Source organism: Bradyrhizobium sp. JHI2711, assembly GCF_056156565.1.
Genome location: NZ_JBPZPT010000001.1, coordinates 2007381 through 2024473 on the forward strand (window position 1 = coordinate 2007381; position 17093 = coordinate 2024473).

A 17093-nucleotide genomic window follows, 5' to 3' on the forward strand; every position below is an offset into this window, starting at 1 on the left:
ACCGCGATGCCGCATTTCACCATCGAATATTCGGCCAATCTCGACGGCCGCCTCGACATCGCCGCGGTGTGCGAGGTCGTGCGCAAGGCAGCTAGCGAGACCGGTATCTTCCCGCTCGGCGGCATCCGCGTTCGTGCTGTCAGGTGCGAGCACTATGCGATCGCGGACGCGCGGCAGGACTACGGATTCCTGGACATGGTGCTGCGCATCGGCGCGGGCCGCGACCTGCCCACCCGCCAGAAGGCCGGCGAGCACGTCTTCCAGGCGCTCTCGAGACATCTCGATCCCGTCTTCGCCGCCAGCAAGTTCGCCCTGTCGTTCGACATGCAGATCAACGACACGGACACCAGCTGGAAGCGCAACAACATTCACGACGCCCTGAAAGCGGAGGCCGCTCATGGATAAGCCCACGCCGAAAGCCGATCTGTTCCAGGCCAACCGTGACCGCCTCGCGCCGCTTTTGAAGACTCTACGCGCGGACGGCATTGGCCACATGATCGACGGCAAGACCGTCGCCTCGATCTCCGGCGAGACGTTCGAGACCAGGTCGCCGGTCGATGGTGCCGTGCTCGCCAGTGTCGCGCGGGGCAAGGCCGAGGATATCGACGCGGCGGCGACTGCGGCTGCGCTCGCCTTCAAGTCCTGGCGCGACATGGGTCCGGCCATGCGGAAGAAGCTGCTGCATCGGGTGGCCGACGCCATCGAGGACAACGCCGACGACATCGCCGTGCTCGAATGCATCGACACCGGCCAGGCCTATCGCTTCATGGCCAAGGCCGCGATCCGCGCCGCCGAGAATTTCCGCTTCTTCGCCGACAAATGCGCTGAGGCGCGCGACGGCCTCAACACGCCGAGCGACGAGCATTGGAACGTCTCGACGCGGGTGCCGATCGGCCCGGTCGGCGTGATCACGCCATGGAATACGCCATTCATGCTCTCGACCTGGAAGATAGCGCCAGCGCTGGCGGCCGGCTGCACCGTCGTGCACAAGCCAGCCGAGTGGTCGCCGGTGACCGCTTCCATTCTGGGAAGGCTCGTGAAGGAAGCCGGCGTCCCCGACGGCGTGCTCAACACCGTGCACGGCTTTGGCGAGGAAGCGGGCAAGGCGCTGACCGAGCATCCCGCCATCAAGGCGATCGGCTTCGTCGGCGAGAGCGCGACCGGCTCGGCCATCATGATGCAGGGCGCGCCCACGCTGAAACGCGTGCATTTCGAGCTCGGCGGCAAGAACCCGGTGATCGTGTTCGACGACGCCGATCTCGACCGCGCGCTCGATGCCGTCGTGTTCATGATCTACTCGCTCAACGGCGAGCGCTGCACCTCTTCCAGCCGCCTGCTGATCCAGCAGAGCATCGCGAAAGAATTCGTGGAGAAGCTGACGGCGCGGGTGAAGGCGCTCAAGGTCGGCCATCCCCTCGATCCCGCCACCGAGATCGGGCCGCTGATCCATGAGCGGCATCTAGCAAAGGTCTGCTCCTATTTCGACGTGGCGCGCCAGGACGGCGCGACGATCGCGGTCGGCGGCAAAGCCTACGACGGCCCCGGCGGCGGGCATTACGTCGAGCCCACCTTGGTCACTGGCGCGCACGGCAAGATGCGCGTGGCGCAGGAAGAAGTGTTCGGGCCGTTCCTGACCGTGCTGCCCTTCCGAGACGAGGCGGACGCGATCGAGATCGCCAACGACATCCGTTACGGTCTGACCGGCTATGTCTGGACCAATGACATGGGACGCGCGCTGCGCGTTGCCGATGCGCTGGAGGCCGGCATGATCTGGCTGAACTCGGAGAATGTCCGCCACCTGCCGACGCCGTTCGGCGGCATGAAGGCTTCAGGCATCGGCCGCGACGGCGGCGACTACTCGTTCGACTTCTACATGGAAACCAAGCACGTCTCGCTGGCGCGGGGCACGCACAAGATTCAGAAGCTGGGAATTTAGCGGCGGTGTCATTCCGGGGCGGCTCGAAGAGCCGAACCCGGAATCCATCGAGCAGCAGAGTTGGTGGATGAATGGATTCCGGGTTCGTGCTTCGCACGCCCCGGAATGACGAAGCCGAGAGAGGGGAAACGCACATGCCGGTACCGCAACATGTCTTCGAACCGCCGTTCAACATCATCCGCTCCAGCCACGTCGTGCTCGACATCACCGATTTGAAGCTGAGCCGCGAGTTCTATGAGACCATTGTCGGCCTGCATGTCGAGGACGCCGACGACGAGGCCGTCTACCTGCGCGCGGCCGAGGAGCACCAGCATCACTCGCTGGTGCTGCGCAAGGCCGCCGTGCCGGCTTGCGCCCGGCTCGGCTTCAAGGTCGGCAATGACAAAGACCTCGACAAGGCCGCCGCGTTCCTGTCCGAGAACGGCCTCGCCTACGCCTTCGTCGATCAGCCGTTCCAGGGCCGCACGCTGCAATTCACCGACCCCTTCGGCTTTAGAATCGAGCTCTACGCGGCGATGGAGCGGCGGCCGCATCTCCTGCGCCGCTACGACCTCTATCGAGGCTGCCACCCGCAGCGGCTCGACCATTTCAACGTCTTCGCGGCCGAAGTGCAGGACACGATGGAATTCTACGCCCGGCTCGGCTTTCGCCTCACCGAATATGCCGAGGAGGACGGGCCAAACGGGCGCATCGCCGCGGCCTGGATGCATCGCAAGGGCAACGTCCACGATTTCGCCATCACCAACGGCAAGGGCCCGCGCCTGCACCACTTCGCCTATTGGACGCCAACGGCGATGAACATCATCCATCTCTGCGACGTCATAGCTTCGCAGGGCTTCGTGAAGAGCATCGAACGCGGGCCCGGACGCCATGGCATCTCGAACGCGTTCTTCCTCTATGTGCGCGATCCCGACGGACACCGCCTCGAGCTCTACACCAGCGACTATTTTACGGGCGATCACGACCACGAGCCGCTGCGCTGGTCGCTGCGCGATCCGCGCCGCCAGACGCTGTGGGGCGCCCCTGCCCCGCGTTCCTGGTTCGAGCAGGGCTCGCCGTTCACGGGCCAAGCCGTGCGCGAGCCGAAATTCGTGGCCGATGTGCTGGTGGCGGACTGATGAAGCTGCCTCGTCTTGCCACCTATTCCGTCAAGGGTGATGTCAGGTATGGCGCTGTCCTGGAGGGCGGCTTCGTCGATCTCTCCGCGCGTCATGCAAGAGACTATCCCACGCTGCGCGAGGTGATCGCCGCGGGCAAGCTCATCAGCCTTGCAGAGGAAGCCGCCGGCCGCAAACCGGATCACGCGCTCACTGAGATCACCTGGTTGCCGCCGGTCCCCGCGCCGGAGAAGATCATCTGCATCGGCGTCAACTATCCTGACCGCAACGCCGAGTACAAGGACGGCCAGGAGGCGCCGAAATATCCCAGCATGTTCATGCGCTCGCCCCGCTCCTTCGTCGGCCACGACACGCCGCTGGTGCGCCCGCGCGCCTCCGCGCAGCTCGACTATGAGGGCGAGATCGTGCTGGTGATCGGCAAGCCAGGCCGGCATATCCCCGAAAGCACAGCGCTCGATCACATCGCGGCGCTGACACTGTGCAACGAGGGCTCGGTGCGCGACTGGCTGCGCCACGCCAAGTTCAACGTGACGCAAGGCAAGAACTTCGATTCCAGCGGCAGCCTCGGCCCGTGGCTCGTGCCCTACACGCGGGAATCGCAGGCCGCCGACATCAGGCTCACCACGCATGTCAACGGCGAGCTCAGACAGGATGATCGCACCAGCCGGCTGATGTTTTCGTTCCGCTATCTCCTGAACTATATCTCGACCTTCGCAACCCTCGTCCCCGGCGATATCATCGTCACGGGCACGCCGACCGGCGCGGGTGCGCGGTTCGATCCGCCGCGATATCTGAAGCCCGGCGACATCGTCGAGGTCGAGGCCGAGGGGATCGGACGCTTGCGCAACGGCGTGGTCGACGAAGCCTGAACAACAAGCGAAATGGAATAGCCAAATGACCAGCCTCACCGGCGGCGAAGCGATCGTAAGCGGGCTTGTCGCCCACGGCGTCGACACCGTGTTCGGCCTGCCCGGCGCGCAGGTCTACGGCCTGTTCGACGCCTTCCACCAGGCCCAGCTCAAGGTGATCGGCGCGCGGCACGAGCAGGCCTGCGGCTACATGGCATTCGGCTATGCGCGCTCCAGCGGCCGGCCCGGCGTGTTCAGCGTGGTGCCCGGCCCGGGCGTGCTCAATGCCAGCGCGGCGCTGCTCACCGCGTTCGGCTGCAACGAGCCGGTGCTGTGCGTCACCGGCCAGGTGCCGACTTCGTTCCTGGGCAAGGGTCGCGGCCATCTGCATGAGATGCCGGACCAGCTCGCAACCTTGCGCACCTATGTGAAATGGGCCGAGCGCATCGAATATCCCGGCAATGCGCCGACGATCGTGGCACGCGCGTTCCAGGAGATGATGTCGGGACGGCGCGGCCCCGCCTCGGTCGAGATGCCCTGGGACGTCTTCACGCAGCGCGCGGCAACAGTGCCTGCGCAGGTGCTGGAGCCGCTGCCGGCGCCGCAGCCCGATCCTGATATGATCAAGCAGGCCGCCGCGCTCATCAGGACCAGCAAGGCGCCGATGATCTTCGTCGGCAGCGGCGCGATCGAAGCGGGTGAGGAGATCCTCGAACTCGCCGAGATGATCGATGCGCCCGTGGTCGCCTTCCGTAGCGGCCGCGGCATCGTCTCCAATGCGCACGAGCTCGGGCTCACCATGGCCGCGGCCTACAGGCTGTGGCCGAACACCGATCTCATGATCGGCATCGGCACGCGGCTGGAGCTGCCGACCATGTCGCGCTGGCCGTATCGGCCCGCTGGCCTGAAGTGCATCCGCATCGACATCGATCCGGTCGAGATGCGGCGGTTCTCGTCCGACACTGCGATCGTCGCCGACGCCAGGGCCGCGACCCGCGATCTCGCTGCCGCCGTGGGCAAGGCCGGCTACAGCAAGACCTCCGGACGGCGCGGCACGATCCGCGAGGCCACCGCGGCCGCGCAAGCCGAGATCCAGCGGGTCCAGCCGCAGATGGCTTATCTCAACATCCTGCGCGAGGTACTGCCGGCGAACGCGATCGTCACCGACGAACTATCGCAGGTCGGCTTCGCCTCCTGGTACGGCTTTCCCGTGTACCAGCCGCGCACCTTCATCACCTCAGGCTACCAGGGCACACTCGGCTCGGGCTTTCCGACCGCGCTCGGCGCCAAGGTCGCCAATCCCGACAAGCCGGTGGTGGCCATCACCGGGGACGGCGGCTTCATGTTCGGCGTGCAGGAGCTTGCCACCGCCGTGCAGTTCAACATCGGTGTGGTGACGCTGGTGTTCAACAACAACGCCTATGGCAATGTCCGCCGCGACCAGCGCCAGCATTTCGATGGCCGCGTGGTGGCGTCCGACCTCATCAATCCGGATTTCGTCAAGCTTGCGGAGTCCTTTGGCGTGGCCGCGGCGCGCGTCACCGCGCCGGAGCAGTTCAACGCGGCGATGGAGAAGGCGCTCGGCCACGGCGGGCCGGTGCTGATTTCCGTCGAGGTGCCCAGGGATTCCGAAGTCAGCCCGTGGGCCTTCATTCACCCGCCGAAGCCTTGAGGCCGGACCTTCCCTGCAGCCGCGCGGCTGCAATCACCAGCAGACCGGCGCCTGCGACCGACCAGCAGGCGACCGGCGCCCAGTGCAGCAGCGGCGCGTATTCCGGCATCTTCTGCAGGCCGCCGGCAACCGCCGCCATCCGCGCGAAGGTGCCGAGGGCAAGCGCGGAGAAGACGAGGCCCGTGACCTTGCCTTCCGCGCCGGTCGAGCCGATCGCGAGCGCAGCCGAGACCGCGCTCATCAGCATGCAGCCCCAGGCAGCTCCGGCGAGAAATTGCGCGGCGATCAGCGTGTTGAGGTTGCCGGCGAACTCGGCCGCCGCAATCGCCACCGCACCGAACAAGCCCGCGGCACCCATCACGACGAGGCCGCCGCGATGCTTGACGACGAGGCTTGCCGGAAACATTGCGATGTTGAAGCCGATCCAGAACACCGGCATCAGCCATTGCAGGTCGCCGGGAGCTGCAAAGCGCAAATAGAACGGCGCGCTGTTCATGGCAAAGTGCAGCTGGTAGCCGAGTGCGAGCGCGACCATCGCGACGATGAAGGTGATCGGGACGAGACCGAGCGGTGCTGCCGCTTCGTCCGGTGTGGGCGGCACGGTGTCGCGCGCCACGTCGTGCTCGATCCAGGACAGCCCGAGCGCGGTCAGGAGCAGCACCACGCTGGAGATCACGAACGGCAACCGCGCATCGTGCTCGCGCAGCACCACGCCGAGATAGGGCGAGAGCGCGCCGGCGACGCCGTAGCCGAGCATGGTCAGCGCGGCGAGGAACGGCACCTGCGGCTTGGCGCGGTACTTGCCGAGCAAGGTCAGCGGCGGCGCCCGCAACGCGGAGGACGTGATCGACCAGACCACGATCAGCGCGATGAACCAGCCCTGCGCCGCCGCGCCGGCTCCGGCGACGAAGGGGAGCGCGACGAAGGCGCCGCAGGAGATCGCGGTCACGAGGGCGACGAACAGGCCGAGCCTGCCGACATGGGGCGCGAGCCTGTCGGCGGCGATTCCCATCGCGGTGTCGGCAATGGTGAAGATCGCCTGATCCAGCATCAGGATGAGGATCACGGCGGACGGCGCGATGCCGACCTCTGCGGCCAGCTTTGGCAGGTAGACGACGTAGGTCGTCCAGCCCAGCGTGAACACCAATTGCAGGCCTGCGAGATAAAGCCCCGTGCGGTTCGCCGTGCCCGTGCCGGCCGAGCTCTGTGTGGTGGTCATGTCGCCGCCTCTCCGCCCGAAGCTTAGACGAGCGAAGGTGGCGAGGAAACGCGTCAGCGCGTCCTGCGGAAGGTCAGATTGATCCGCTTCCGGCCGAGCAGCGGATGCTCGCCGTCGGCGAGCGGCGCGACGCCGTGATAGGCGAGCCTGCTGGCCCCGCCCCAGACCACGACGTCGCCATGGACGAGGCGGAAGCGGCGCGGCTTGTCGGCGCGCGCAAGGCCGCCGAACAGGAAGGTCGCGGGCAGGCCGAGCGAGACCGAGACGATCGGCGCGGAATAGTCCAGCTCGTCCTTGTCCTGATGCAGCGACAGCCGCGTGCCCGGCTCGTAGCGGTTGACGAGGCAGGCATCGGGGGCAAAGCCTTCAAAGCCGCCCTGCTCCGCGGCGCGGCGGGCGAGATCGCGGAGCAGCGGCGGCATCGCCGGCCATGGCGCACCGGTGTGCGGATCGATCGGGTCGTAGCGATAGCCGGTGTGATCGGTGATCCAGCCGCGCTCGCCGCAATTGGTCATCGCCACCGACATCAGATGGCCGCCCGGCGTCGTCATCCGCCGGAACGGCGATTGCGCGACGACGGCGCGCACCGCTTCGATCAGCCCGCTCTCGATCGGCTTGACGAAGCCGCGCAGCAGCACGGCACCGTCGGCGATCTTTTCGCGCGATGGCTGCGCCTCGGCGAGGCTGTCGAACAGATCACCCGTCAATGGCAGCGCTCATTTGGCATCGTGGAAGATCACACCCAGCGTGTGGCGCTGGCCGGACCTGATCCGGCTGACGCCGTGGCGGAGATTAACGCGGTAGGTGCCGCGTGTCCCCTGCACCGGACGATGATGCACAGCGAAGGCGACCGCGTCGCCCTGTGCCAGCGGCACCACCTCGGCGCGGGACTGCATGCGCGGGCGCTGCTCGGTCAGCACGAACTCGCCACCGCTGAAATCGCGTCCGGGCTCGGATAGCAGGATCGCGACCTGGAGCGGGAACACGTGCTCGCCATAGAGGTCCTGGTGCAGGCAATTGTAGTCGCCAGCCTCATACTGCAACAGCAGCGGCGTCGGCCGCGCCTGCCCGGCATCGTGGCAGCGCTTCAGGAACGCCGCGTGTGCGGCGGGATAGCGGATATCGATCCCCATCGCCTCGTTCCAGCGATTGGCGACGGCTTGAAGATGCGCGTAGAGCGCCGGGCGGAGCTGCGCGATCAGATCGGGCAGCGGATAGGCGAAGTACTTGTACTCGCCGCGGCCGAAGCCGTGGCGGCCCATCACGATGCGGCTGCGGAAGTGCGCATCGTCCGGATAGAATGCGGCGATGGCGCGGCATTGGTCAGGCGTCAGCAGGTTCTTCAGGACGGCGCAGCCCTGGGTGTCGAGCTCGGCGGTGATCTGCGGCCAGTCGAGGGCATCGACATGGGCGGCGAGGTTGGCTGTTTCATCGAGAGCGGAAACGAGTTTCGCGATGGCCATGGCGACGATCCTATCCACATCCGTCATTCCGGGGCGCGACGCAGTCGCGAGCCCGGAATCCATAACCACGATCGGGAGTATGGATTCCCGGGCTCGCGCCCAAGTGAGCGCGCCCCGGAATGACGGATGTGGGTGTCGCAGATCCCGGGCGCCACAACCACCCGATTTCCGATGATCGTCTCCACCGTCATTGCGAGGAGCCCTCGCGACGAAGCAATCCAGACTGGTTCCGCGGAGACCCTGGATTGCTTCGCTTCGCTCGCAATGACGCGGAGAGAGATCAGCCCCTCACCGGCAGTTTCGTAGGGTTGGCAAAGGCGCTCTTGCGCCGTGCCCACGTCTTCGCAAGACGTGGGCACGCTTCGCTTTGCCCACCCTACGAGGCCGTCGCTTGTGGCGCGAGTTACCCCCTCACCGGCAACGTCGTCACGTCGTAGCCGTGCCTGATGGTCCGCTTCAGCACGGGGTCTTCCAGCTCGAAGTCGAATCGATCCGCCGGGCGGATGCCGCCCTTGGCGGCGAACGTGCCGCCGAACATGGCGCAGCCGTCTGGGAACTTGCCACCGTCAAAGCCGCGCGCGATGAGGTCGGCGACCGGCAGCATCGCATCCAACGTGCCCTCCTGGTAGAGCACGCGCTCGCCTTTGATGGTGGCGTAGGAGCGCAGGATCATCTTGTCCCAATGGCCGATGACGTCCTCGAGCTCCCACAGCGTCGAGGCGATCGGCTTGTCGCACATCTGCTTGGACACAGTGACGTTGTAGGCCTCGACCTTGCGGTCGGTGTGGTCGGAGCCGCAGCCGACGAAGATGCGGCCCTGCCAGCCGATCAGCACGAATTCGACCTCGCCGGAGGAATCGCCACCGGTGCATTCGATGCTGTCCTCCTGGGTCAGCCGGCGCGCCGAGGCGCGATAGTAGATCGGCGTCGAGGCTGGGCGGGCGATGCCCATCTCCTCCAGCTCGGCGATGTGCTTGTCGCGCGCGACCGTGTCGCGGCCGGTCCAGCCGGCAATGACCAGCTGGTCGATCGCCAGCGTCAGCGGCGTGGTGGTGTCCTGGGCATCGACAGTGAACGTGAGATCAAACACGAATGACGGCCTCCATGCCAGCAGCAAGCTCGAAGATGCGATGGTCCGAGCCGCCTGCGCCCGCCAGCATCAGGCCGACGGGAACGTCGCCCTCGCGATGACAGGGCAGCGAGATGGCGCAACCGTCGATCAGGTTGATCAGGCTGCAATTGCGCAAGGCGCGGATGTTCTCGCGGGCGAACGCCTGATCGTCGGCGAGGTCGGCGATCTTCGGCGGTGTGTTGGGCGTGGTCGGCAGCACCAGGGCGTCATAGGGCGCGATGCGCGCATTGACGCGCGCGATCAGCGAGCGGCGCTCGTTGAGCAGATCGATGTAGTCGGCCGCGCTCTGCGCCTCGCCGCGCATGATGCGCACGGCCACCCTGGGATCGTAGACATCGCCCTTGGCCGTGATCAGATAGCGGTGCCAGGCATAGCTCTCGGACGCCGCGAAACCGCCCTTCGCGTTCATCGGACCGACGTCATGGAACTCCGCCATCTCGATACGCTCGACGATGGCGCCGTGATCGGACAGCGTCTTCAGCGCGCGCTCGAAGGTCTTGGCCACCTCTGCGTCGAGGTCGTCGAGCGCGATCGTGGTGGGCACCGCGAGGCGCATGCCCTGGATCGGCCGCGGCCTCAAGGCGACGATCGGCTCGGCCGCGAGCACGGCATCGAGTATGGCACAGCAACTGACCGATCGTGCCAGCGGCCCGATGCTATCGAGCGAGAACGACAGCGGCACCGAGCCGTCGAGCGGCACGCGGCGCTGCGTCGGCTTGTAGCCGACGATGCCGTTGAAGGCGGCCGGAATCCGGCAGGAGCCGCCGGTGTCGGTGCCGAGCGCGCCATGCGCCATGCCGTCGAGCACGGACACCGCCGCGCCGGCGGACGAGCCGCCGGGCACGTGGCCTTCGGACCGGTTCCAGACCCCCTTCGGCGTGCCAAAATGCGGATTGATGCCGATGCCAGAATAGGCGAACTCGGTCATGTTGGTGCGGCCAATCACGACGAAGCCGGCCTTGCGCAGCCGCGCCACCGTCGCGGCATCGTGCTCGGCAGGGGCTGAGTCATCCAGCGCGCGCGAGCCGGCGCGCGTCACCTGGCCCTTGATGTCGAACAGATCCTTGATCGAGACCGGGATGCCCGCATAGCGCGACGGCGCCGCCTTGGCCTTGCGCAAGCCATCCATCGCATCGGCCGCCGCGAGCGCGGCGTCCTTGTCGACATGGATGAAGGCGCGCTGGCCCTCGCCCGCGGGGTCGGCGATCCTGGCGAGGCAGGCCTCGACCAATTTGCGGGAGGTGGTGCGGCCGCTTTCGAGGTCTTCGGCAAGCTGCGCCAGTGTCGGAAAATCAGGCATGTCTGTCTCACGGAATATTTCGCGCGCAATCTATAGCGCTGGCTCAGCTCGACACAAGCATTGTGCGCATGATGGCATGCATGCGCATTGCTGGACCGTTGACGCGCCATGGTCGATTGTCGCATCAAGTTCGAAACCGGCGGGCGCGAGGCCTGCTTTTGGGAGGAGCCGCCCACATGGCCGAACCGCAGCGCGCGCGACCGAAACCGACGCCGGAGACCCAGCACTTTTGGGACGGCACCAAGGCCGGCGAATTGCGCCTGCAGCGCTGCGATGCCTGTGCCCATGTCTACTTCCCGCCGCGCCCGTTCTGCCCCTCCTGCGCCTCGCGCAAGGTCAGCATCTTCAAGGCCAGCGGCAAGGGCTTTCTCTACAGCTACGTGATCAACCATCGTCCGGCCGCGCCGGGCTTCACGCCGCCTTACGCCATCGCGGTGGTCGAGCTCGACGAGGGCCCGCGGATGATGAGCAACATCATCGACTGCCCGCAGACCCCCGAGGCGCTCGAACTCGACATGAAGCTCGAGGTCGCGTTCCAGGAGCTCGACGACAAGATCACCCTCCCCGTCTTCCGCCCGGCGGAGGGGTAAGGCCATGCGCAAGAACCAGGTTGCCGTCGTCGGCGCGGCCGAGACCACCGAGCTCGGTGTCATTCCCAGCGCCTCGCAGCTCCAGCTGCACGCGGATGCCGCGCTCAACGCCATTGCCGACGCCGGACTGAAACTGTCCGACATCGACGGCTTTGCCACCGCGGTCGAAACGCCGCAGCAGGTCTGCCACTATCTCGGCATCAAGCCGACCTGGGTGGACGGCACCTCGGTCGGCGGTTGCTCCTTCATGCTGCATGTCCGCCATGCCGCTGCGGCGATCGAGGCCGGCCTGTGCAAGACCGTGCTGATCACCCATGCCGAGAGCGGCAAGTCGATGATCGGCAAACTGCCGCGCTCGACGCCGGCCGACAGCCTCAACGGCCAGTTCGAGGCGCCCTACGGCGTCTACGGCCCGCCAAGCATGTTCCCGATTCCCGTGCTGCGCTTCATGAAGACCTACGGCATCACCCACGAGCAGCTTGCCTCAGTGGCGGTGGTGCAGCGGGAATGGGCGGCGAAGAATCCGCGCGCGATGATGAAGGAGCCGATCACGGTCAACGATGTCCTCAACTCGCGCATGATCGCCTATCCGTTCCGGCTTCTGCAGTGCTGCCTCGTCACCGACGGCGGCGGCGCGCTGATCCTGACCTCGGCCGACCGCGCCAGGGATTTTCCGCGCAAGCCGGTCTACATCATGGGCACCGGCGAGAGCGTCGAGACGCCGATGGTCAGCCAGATGGAGACGTTCAACTCCTCGCGTGCGTTCAAGACCGCCGGGCCGCTGGCGTTCAAGGAAGCCGGCATCGCGCACGGGGATGTCGACCATCTCATGATCTACGACGCCTTCGCGCATCTGCCGTTGTTCGGACTCGGCGACCTCGGCTTCATGCCTTACGAGGAAACCGGCCAGTTCATCGCCGACGGCAACACGCGTCCCGGCGGGAAACTGCCGCTCAACACCAATGGCGGCGGCCTGTCCTACATGCATTCGGGCATGTACGGCATGTACGCGCTGCAGGAGAGCGTGCGCCAGATGCGCGGCATCGCGCCGGCACAGGTGCCGAACGCGAAGATTTCGGTGTGCCATGGTGTCGGCGGCATGTTCGCCGCGAGTGGCACGATCGTGTTTACGAACGAGAGGTAATGCGCCGCTCGCCTCTCCCTCTCCCCGTTCTTACGGGGAGAGGGTTGGGGTGAGGGGCCTCTCTCCACGGATGAGATGGCCGCGAGACCTGTACCCCCTCACCCGGATCGCATCTTCGATGCGATCCGACCTCTCCCCGCAAGCGGGGCGAGGTAAGAAACGCCGGAACGCATAGCGGAGAACCCACATGAGCAAATCACTGCAAGACAAGGTCATCATCGTCACCGGCGCAGGCCGTGGCATCGGGCGCGAGATTGCGCTTCTGTGCGCCGCCGAGGGTGCCAAGGTCGTCGTCAACGATCCCGGCGGAGCCGCCGACGGCGCGGGCGCGAACGCGGCGCCCGCCGAGGAGGTGGTCGAGGAGATCAAGAAGCGCGGCGGCACGGCGGTCGCCAATTTCGAGAGCGTCGCGGAAGCGATCCCCGCCAGCAAGATCGTGAAGACCGCGACCGATCATTTCGGCCGGCTCGACGGCGTCGTCAACAATGCCGGCATCCTGCGCGACATGATCTTCCACAAGATGAGCGTGGAAGCGTTCGAAGCCGTCATCAAGGTACATCTGATGGGCTCGTTCTACGTCAGCCACGCCGCAGCGCGCATCTTCCGCGAGCAGGAGTCGGGCTCGTTCGTGCACTTCACCTCGACCTCCGGCCTGATCGGCAACTTCGGCCAAGCCAACTACGCCGCGGCCAAGCTCGGCATCGTCGGGCTGTCGAAGTCGATCGCGCTCGACATGGGCCGCTTCAACGTCCGCTCCAACTGCGTCTCGCCGTTCGCCTGGACCCGCATGATCGGCACCATTCCGACCGAGACCGACGCCGAGAAGGCGCGTGTCGAGAAGATCAAGCAGATGGGCCCGGAGAAGATCGCCCCGCTCTGCGGCTATCTGCTCGGCGATTCCGCCAAGGACGTCACCGGCCAGATCTTTGGCGTGCGCATGAACGAGATCTTCCTGTTCAGCCAGAACCGTCCGATCCGCTCGGTGCAGCGGAGCGAAGGCTGGACTCCGCAGTCGATCGCGGAACACGGCATGCCGGCGCTGAAGGGCTCGTTCTACAAGCTCGATCGTTCGGCCGACATCTTCACCTGGGATCCGGTGTGAGATTGCGCGAATAGGGAGTGGCGAATGGCGAATAGGGTTTCTATTCGCTACTCGCCATTCGCAATTTGCCCTACCCCGTATTCCGCAAGCCCGCCGAAATCCCGTTGATCGTCAGCTGGATCCCGCGCAGCACCTGCTCGTCGGGGTTCTGCGCGCGGTGCTCTCTCAAGAGCTCGACCTGCACGTGGTTGAGCGGATCGAGATAGGGGAAGCGGTGGCGCACGGAGCGCTCCAGCAGCGGGTTGCCCTGGAGCAGCCGGTCCTGGCCCATGATGTCGAGCAGCGTCTCGATGCAGGAATGCCATTCGCGGCGGATGCGGCCAAAGATTTTTTCGCGCAAGGCCTCGTCCGGCACCAGTTCGGCATAGCGCGAGGCGATCGCGATCGAGCTCTTGGCCAGCACCATGTCCATGTTCGACAGCAGCATGCGGAAGAACGGCCATTCCTGGTAGAGCTCTTTCAGGAACGGCATGCCCTGCTCTGGATGCTCCGCGATCCACTGCTCGACCGCGCTGCCGAAGCCGTACCAGCCCGGCAGCATCAGGCGACATTGCGCCCAGGAGAACACCCAGGGAATCGCGCGCAGATCCTCGATCGCGCGGGTCTTTTTGCGCGAAGCCGGACGGCTGCCGATGTTGAGCGTGGCGATCTCGTTGATGACGGTGGACGACCAGAAGTACTCGACGAAGCCTTCGGTCTCGTAGACGAGGCCGCGATAGGCCTTGAAGGCGAGGTTCGAGAGTTCGTCCATCGCGGTCAGATATTCGCGGCGCGGCGCGCTCTGGCGCGGATGCAGCAGACTTGCCTCCAGCGTCGCCGCGGCGAGGATTTCCAGATTGTTGCGGCCGACCTCGGTGTTGGAATATTTCGACGAGATGATCTCGCCCTGCTCGGTGATGCGGATCTGGCCGTTCACCGCGCCGCCGGGCTGCGCGATGATGGCGTCATAGCTCGGCCCGCCGCCGCGCCCCACCGAGCCGCCGCGGCCGTGGAACAGGCGTAAGCGCACGTGGTGCCGCTCGAACACTTCGACGAGGCCGATCTCGGCCTTGTAGAGCTCCCAGCCCGAGGTGACGAAGCCGCCGTCCTTGTTGCTGTCGGAGTACCCAAGCATGACCTCCTGCACGCTGCCGCGGCTGTCGACGAGCCGGCGGTAATCGTGCAACGACAGCATGCGGTCCATGATGCTGCTCGAAGCCTGCAAATCCTCGATGGTCTCGAACAGCGGCACGATGTTGATGGCGCTGCGGCCGGAGGGATGGACGAGGCCGACCTCCTTCAGGAGCACGGCGACCTCGAGCATGTCCGACATGCCCTTGCACATCGAGATGATGCATTGAGGAATGGCGTCCGAGCCGAATTTCGCATGCGCTTCCGCGGCGGCATGGAACACGTTGAGCTCGCCCATCGTCTCGTCGCTGTATTTGACGAAGGGCGAGACCAGCGCGCGCGTCGAGCGCAATTCGTTGGTCAGCAGCGAGATGCGAGCGTCCTCGCCAAGCGCGAGATAGGACATGCCGGGATTGGCGGCGTCGATCAACTCGGCGATGGTGCGCTCGTGGACGGCCGAGTTCTGGCGAATGTCGAGCCGGGCCAGGTGAAAGCCGAAGCAATCCACCGCGCGGCGCAAGAGCCGCAGCCGGCCGCGCGCGATGACGCGGGCGTTGTTGGAGATCAGCGAGCGATGCAGCACGTCGAGATCGGCTAGCAGCTCCCTGACGCTCTCGTAAGGCGCCGCTTTGCCGACAGGCCGGCGCGTGATCTCGACTTCGAGCTTTTCGGCCGTCGCGGTGAGGCGGGCATAGATGCCTGAGACTGCCAGGCGATAGGGCTCGCCGCTCCGGTGCGGCGAGGTGTCCGGCGAACGCTCCGCAAGCGTGCGCAGCTCCTCGGAGACGTCGGCGAGATGGGCTGCGATCGACAGCTCCGCGCCGAGCACGTGCAGCTCGTTGAGATAGAACTGCATCACCCGGCTCGACTGCAGCCGCAGCGTGCCGCGCATCACGTCGGCGGTGACGAAGGGATTGCCGTCGCGGTCGCCGCCGATCCAGCTGCCCATGCGCAGGAACGAGGCAAGGTCGCCGGCCGCCTGCTCGCCGCTCTCCTCCAGCCGATCCTCCAGCGCGTTGATGAGCCGCGGCACCTCGCGCAGGAAGGTGTAGTCGTAGAACGACAGGCCGTTGGCGACCTCATCCAGCACGGTGAGCTTGGTCCGGCGCAAGAGGTTGGTCTGCCACAGCGTCAGCACCTCGCGGCGGAGCTGCTCGTCGCTGGCAGCCGCCTCCTCCGCGGTCAGTGCAACCCGCTCGCGGCGATCGAGCAGGGCTGCGATCTCCATCTCGCGGTCCATGGTGCTCTTGCGGCGGACCTCGGTCGGATGCGCGGTCAACACCGGGCTGACCAGCGCGGTCTTGAAGAAGTTGCGGAGCTGGTCGGGACCAATGCCCGCCGCCTTGGCGTGCGCCAGTGTCTCCGCCAGCACGCCGGAGCCGCCATTCTTGGCCGCCGCGCGCGCGCGCATCTGACGGATGTTGTTCTGGTCCTCGGCGATGTTGGCAAGGTGCGAGAAATAGCTGAAGGCGCGGACGATCCGCACCGTCTCGGAGGTCGACATGCTGTCGAGGATCTGCTCGAGCTCGCGGCGGGCGAGCCGGTCCTCGTCGCGGTGGAACCTGATCGAGGTCTGCCTGATGCGCTCGACCAGGTCGAACACGTCGGCGCCCTCCTGGTCGCGCACGGTGTCGCCCAGAATGCGCCCGAGCAGGCGGATATCGTCCCGCAGCCGGGCATCGGCCTCCATCGCCTGGACATCCTCAGGGCGGTTGGGGCGCTGCTCAGTGCTGTCGGATGGTACGGTCTGGAGGGACATGGCTCGCTCCCCTGCTCGCGCCCTTGGCGGCCCGGTCCGGCGGAGTGTGCGATACTTTTCTACCGCAGTGCAAGATGAAGTTGGGGCGACGCACCGTGGATCGGAGTGCGACGTCCTCGTGTCCCGGACAAGCAGCAACGCCTTCGAGCGTTGCTGCGCCGAGCGGGGACCCAGGAGCCTCAGAGCACATCGCCGCAATGGGCCCCGGCTCTGCAGCGCACCACGCCGCGAAGGAGCGGCGCACTGCGCTGCGTCCGGGGCACGAGAAAATAGCTAGTCGTATAATAAGCATGCCTTCGCGGTCTCGCGGCGCAGGCGCCCGAAGTTTTGCTTTCCGTTTCGCCCTCATCGAGAAGCAAGGGCGCAGGGAAGGCCGGGCGCCAGCCGGCACCCAAGGTCCGCACGCGACAAGACGCACGCGGGGTGACCACAGGTGATGCCGGAACATCCGGGCCTTCCCTGCGCAATGGTTTTACGGCTTATGGCGCGCTCTCCCCGGGGAGCGATGCACTATTGCCCCAGTCGCCTTGCGGATCACTGATGCGCGCACCCGGTCGGGCCGCTTCACCACCGCAAGCCTTGACGCACAGACCCCGGGCGTCAGGACCACACGCTTTTGCCGTCCGCGGACGTCTCTCCCGGACTGTCGGAAGCTCGCGCGTGCTCGCCCCCAATGCCGAAAAGCAACGTTGAGACCACA

The 17093-nt window shown here is 66.2% G+C and carries 14 protein-coding genes; 8 read left to right on the plus strand and 6 right to left on the minus strand.

What is annotated here, in order from left to right:
• Positions 1 to 6: 6 nt before the first annotated feature.
• From ACTEK7_RS09430 to ACTEK7_RS09450, 5 genes are all read left to right on the plus strand, one after another.
• The gene (locus tag ACTEK7_RS09430) at positions 7 to 405 is read left to right on the plus strand and encodes a 5-carboxymethyl-2-hydroxymuconate Delta-isomerase (protein WP_225146060.1); all 399 of its coding nucleotides are present in this window, start codon (positions 7 to 9) and stop codon (positions 403 to 405) included.
• Positions 398 to 1936: a 5-carboxymethyl-2-hydroxymuconate semialdehyde dehydrogenase gene (hpaE, locus tag ACTEK7_RS09435; protein ID WP_225146061.1), complete on the plus strand. Its 1539-nt coding sequence runs from the start codon at positions 398 to 400 to the stop codon at positions 1934 to 1936. Before ACTEK7_RS09430 ends, hpaE begins: the two co-directional genes overlap by 8 nt.
• A 134-nt stretch (positions 1937 to 2070) precedes the next feature.
• On the plus strand, positions 2071 to 3054 hold the full coding sequence (gene hpaD / locus ACTEK7_RS09440; protein WP_225146062.1) for a 3,4-dihydroxyphenylacetate 2,3-dioxygenase: 984 nt from the start codon (positions 2071 to 2073) through the stop codon (positions 3052 to 3054).
• Entirely contained in the window at positions 3054 to 3923 is an 870-nt protein-coding gene (locus ACTEK7_RS09445) for a fumarylacetoacetate hydrolase family protein (RefSeq protein WP_225146063.1), read from the plus strand. Before hpaD ends, ACTEK7_RS09445 begins: the two co-directional genes overlap by 1 nt.
• Before the next feature lie 25 nt (positions 3924 to 3948).
• Positions 3949 to 5574 (plus strand): thiamine pyrophosphate-dependent enzyme, encoded by a 1626-nt coding sequence (locus ACTEK7_RS09450; RefSeq protein ID WP_225146064.1) that lies wholly within the window; start codon positions 3949 to 3951, stop codon positions 5572 to 5574.
• On the opposite strand, the gene ACTEK7_RS09455 is transcribed toward ACTEK7_RS09450, so the two are convergent.
• The 5 genes from ACTEK7_RS09455 to ACTEK7_RS09475 all read right to left on the minus strand — a co-directional run bounded on the left by ACTEK7_RS09455 (position 5552) and on the right by ACTEK7_RS09475 (position 10688).
• Positions 5552 to 6793, minus strand: a complete 1242-nt coding sequence (locus ACTEK7_RS09455; protein ID WP_225146065.1) for an MFS transporter — start codon at positions 6791 to 6793, stop codon at positions 5552 to 5554. The two genes, ACTEK7_RS09450 and ACTEK7_RS09455, sit on opposite strands and share 23 nt — an antisense overlap.
• Before the next feature lie 53 nt (positions 6794 to 6846).
• Positions 6847 to 7500 (minus strand): DNA oxidative demethylase AlkB, encoded by a 654-nt coding sequence (alkB, locus tag ACTEK7_RS09460; RefSeq protein ID WP_225146066.1) that lies wholly within the window; start codon positions 7498 to 7500, stop codon positions 6847 to 6849.
• Between the two features lie 9 nt (positions 7501 to 7509).
• Positions 7510 to 8256: a 2OG-Fe(II) oxygenase gene (locus ACTEK7_RS09465; protein ID WP_225146067.1), complete on the minus strand. Its 747-nt coding sequence runs from the start codon at positions 8254 to 8256 to the stop codon at positions 7510 to 7512.
• Positions 8257 to 8659: 403 nt separating this feature from the next.
• Entirely contained in the window at positions 8660 to 9346 is a 687-nt protein-coding gene (locus ACTEK7_RS09470) for a DUF2848 domain-containing protein (RefSeq protein ID WP_225146068.1), read from the minus strand.
• Positions 9339 to 10688, minus strand: a complete 1350-nt coding sequence (locus ACTEK7_RS09475) for an amidase (RefSeq protein ID WP_225146069.1) — start codon at positions 10686 to 10688, stop codon at positions 9339 to 9341. The genes ACTEK7_RS09470 and ACTEK7_RS09475 overlap by 8 nt, the downstream gene beginning before the upstream one ends.
• 176 nt (positions 10689 to 10864) lie before the next feature.
• On the opposite strand from ACTEK7_RS09475, the gene ACTEK7_RS09480 reads away from it, so the two are divergent.
• The 3 genes from ACTEK7_RS09480 to ACTEK7_RS09490 all read left to right on the plus strand — a co-directional run bounded on the left by ACTEK7_RS09480 (position 10865) and on the right by ACTEK7_RS09490 (position 13524).
• Positions 10865 to 11278: a Zn-ribbon domain-containing OB-fold protein gene (locus ACTEK7_RS09480; protein WP_225146070.1), complete on the plus strand. Its 414-nt coding sequence runs from the start codon at positions 10865 to 10867 to the stop codon at positions 11276 to 11278.
• Between the two features lie 4 nt (positions 11279 to 11282).
• Positions 11283 to 12422, plus strand: coding sequence for a thiolase C-terminal domain-containing protein (locus ACTEK7_RS09485; RefSeq protein WP_225146071.1), 1140 nt, complete (start codon positions 11283 to 11285; stop codon positions 12420 to 12422).
• Positions 12423 to 12609: 187 nt separating this feature from the next.
• Positions 12610 to 13524 carry an SDR family NAD(P)-dependent oxidoreductase gene (locus ACTEK7_RS09490; RefSeq protein ID WP_109144458.1) on the plus strand — a complete coding sequence of 305 codons (915 nt, stop codon included), beginning with the start codon at positions 12610 to 12612 and terminating at the stop codon, positions 13522 to 13524.
• Between the two features lie 70 nt (positions 13525 to 13594).
• Here ACTEK7_RS09490 and ppc read toward each other — a convergent pair whose 3' ends face one another.
• A complete protein-coding gene (gene ppc / locus ACTEK7_RS09495; RefSeq protein ID WP_074447500.1) occupies positions 13595 to 16393 on the minus strand; it encodes a phosphoenolpyruvate carboxylase in 2799 nt (932 codons plus the stop codon).
• Between the last annotated feature and the right edge of the window lie 700 nt (positions 16394 to 17093).

Coding starts and splice junctions, on each gene's coding strand:
- ACTEK7_RS09480 (WP_225146070.1), top strand. CDS start 10,865: ATGGCCGAACCGCAGCGCGCGCGACCGAAACCGACGCCGGAGACCCAG.
- ACTEK7_RS09475 (WP_225146069.1), bottom strand. CDS start 10,688: ATGCCTGATTTTCCGACACTGGCGCAGCTTGCCGAAGACCTCGAAAGC.
- ppc (WP_074447500.1), bottom strand. CDS start 16,393: ATGTCCCTCCAGACCGTACCATCCGACAGCACTGAGCAGCGCCCCAAC.
- ACTEK7_RS09465 (WP_225146067.1), bottom strand. CDS start 8,256: ATGGCCATCGCGAAACTCGTTTCCGCTCTCGATGAAACAGCCAACCTC.
- ACTEK7_RS09490 (WP_109144458.1), top strand. CDS start 12,610: ATGAGCAAATCACTGCAAGACAAGGTCATCATCGTCACCGGCGCAGGC.
- ACTEK7_RS09430 (WP_225146060.1), top strand. CDS start 7: ATGCCGCATTTCACCATCGAATATTCGGCCAATCTCGACGGCCGCCTC.
- hpaD (WP_225146062.1), top strand. CDS start 2,071: ATGCCGGTACCGCAACATGTCTTCGAACCGCCGTTCAACATCATCCGC.
- hpaE (WP_225146061.1), top strand. CDS start 398: ATGGATAAGCCCACGCCGAAAGCCGATCTGTTCCAGGCCAACCGTGAC.
- ACTEK7_RS09450 (WP_225146064.1), top strand. CDS start 3,949: ATGACCAGCCTCACCGGCGGCGAAGCGATCGTAAGCGGGCTTGTCGCC.
- ACTEK7_RS09455 (WP_225146065.1), bottom strand. CDS start 6,793: ATGACCACCACACAGAGCTCGGCCGGCACGGGCACGGCGAACCGCACG.
- ACTEK7_RS09445 (WP_225146063.1), top strand. CDS start 3,054: ATGAAGCTGCCTCGTCTTGCCACCTATTCCGTCAAGGGTGATGTCAGG.
- ACTEK7_RS09485 (WP_225146071.1), top strand. CDS start 11,283: ATGCGCAAGAACCAGGTTGCCGTCGTCGGCGCGGCCGAGACCACCGAG.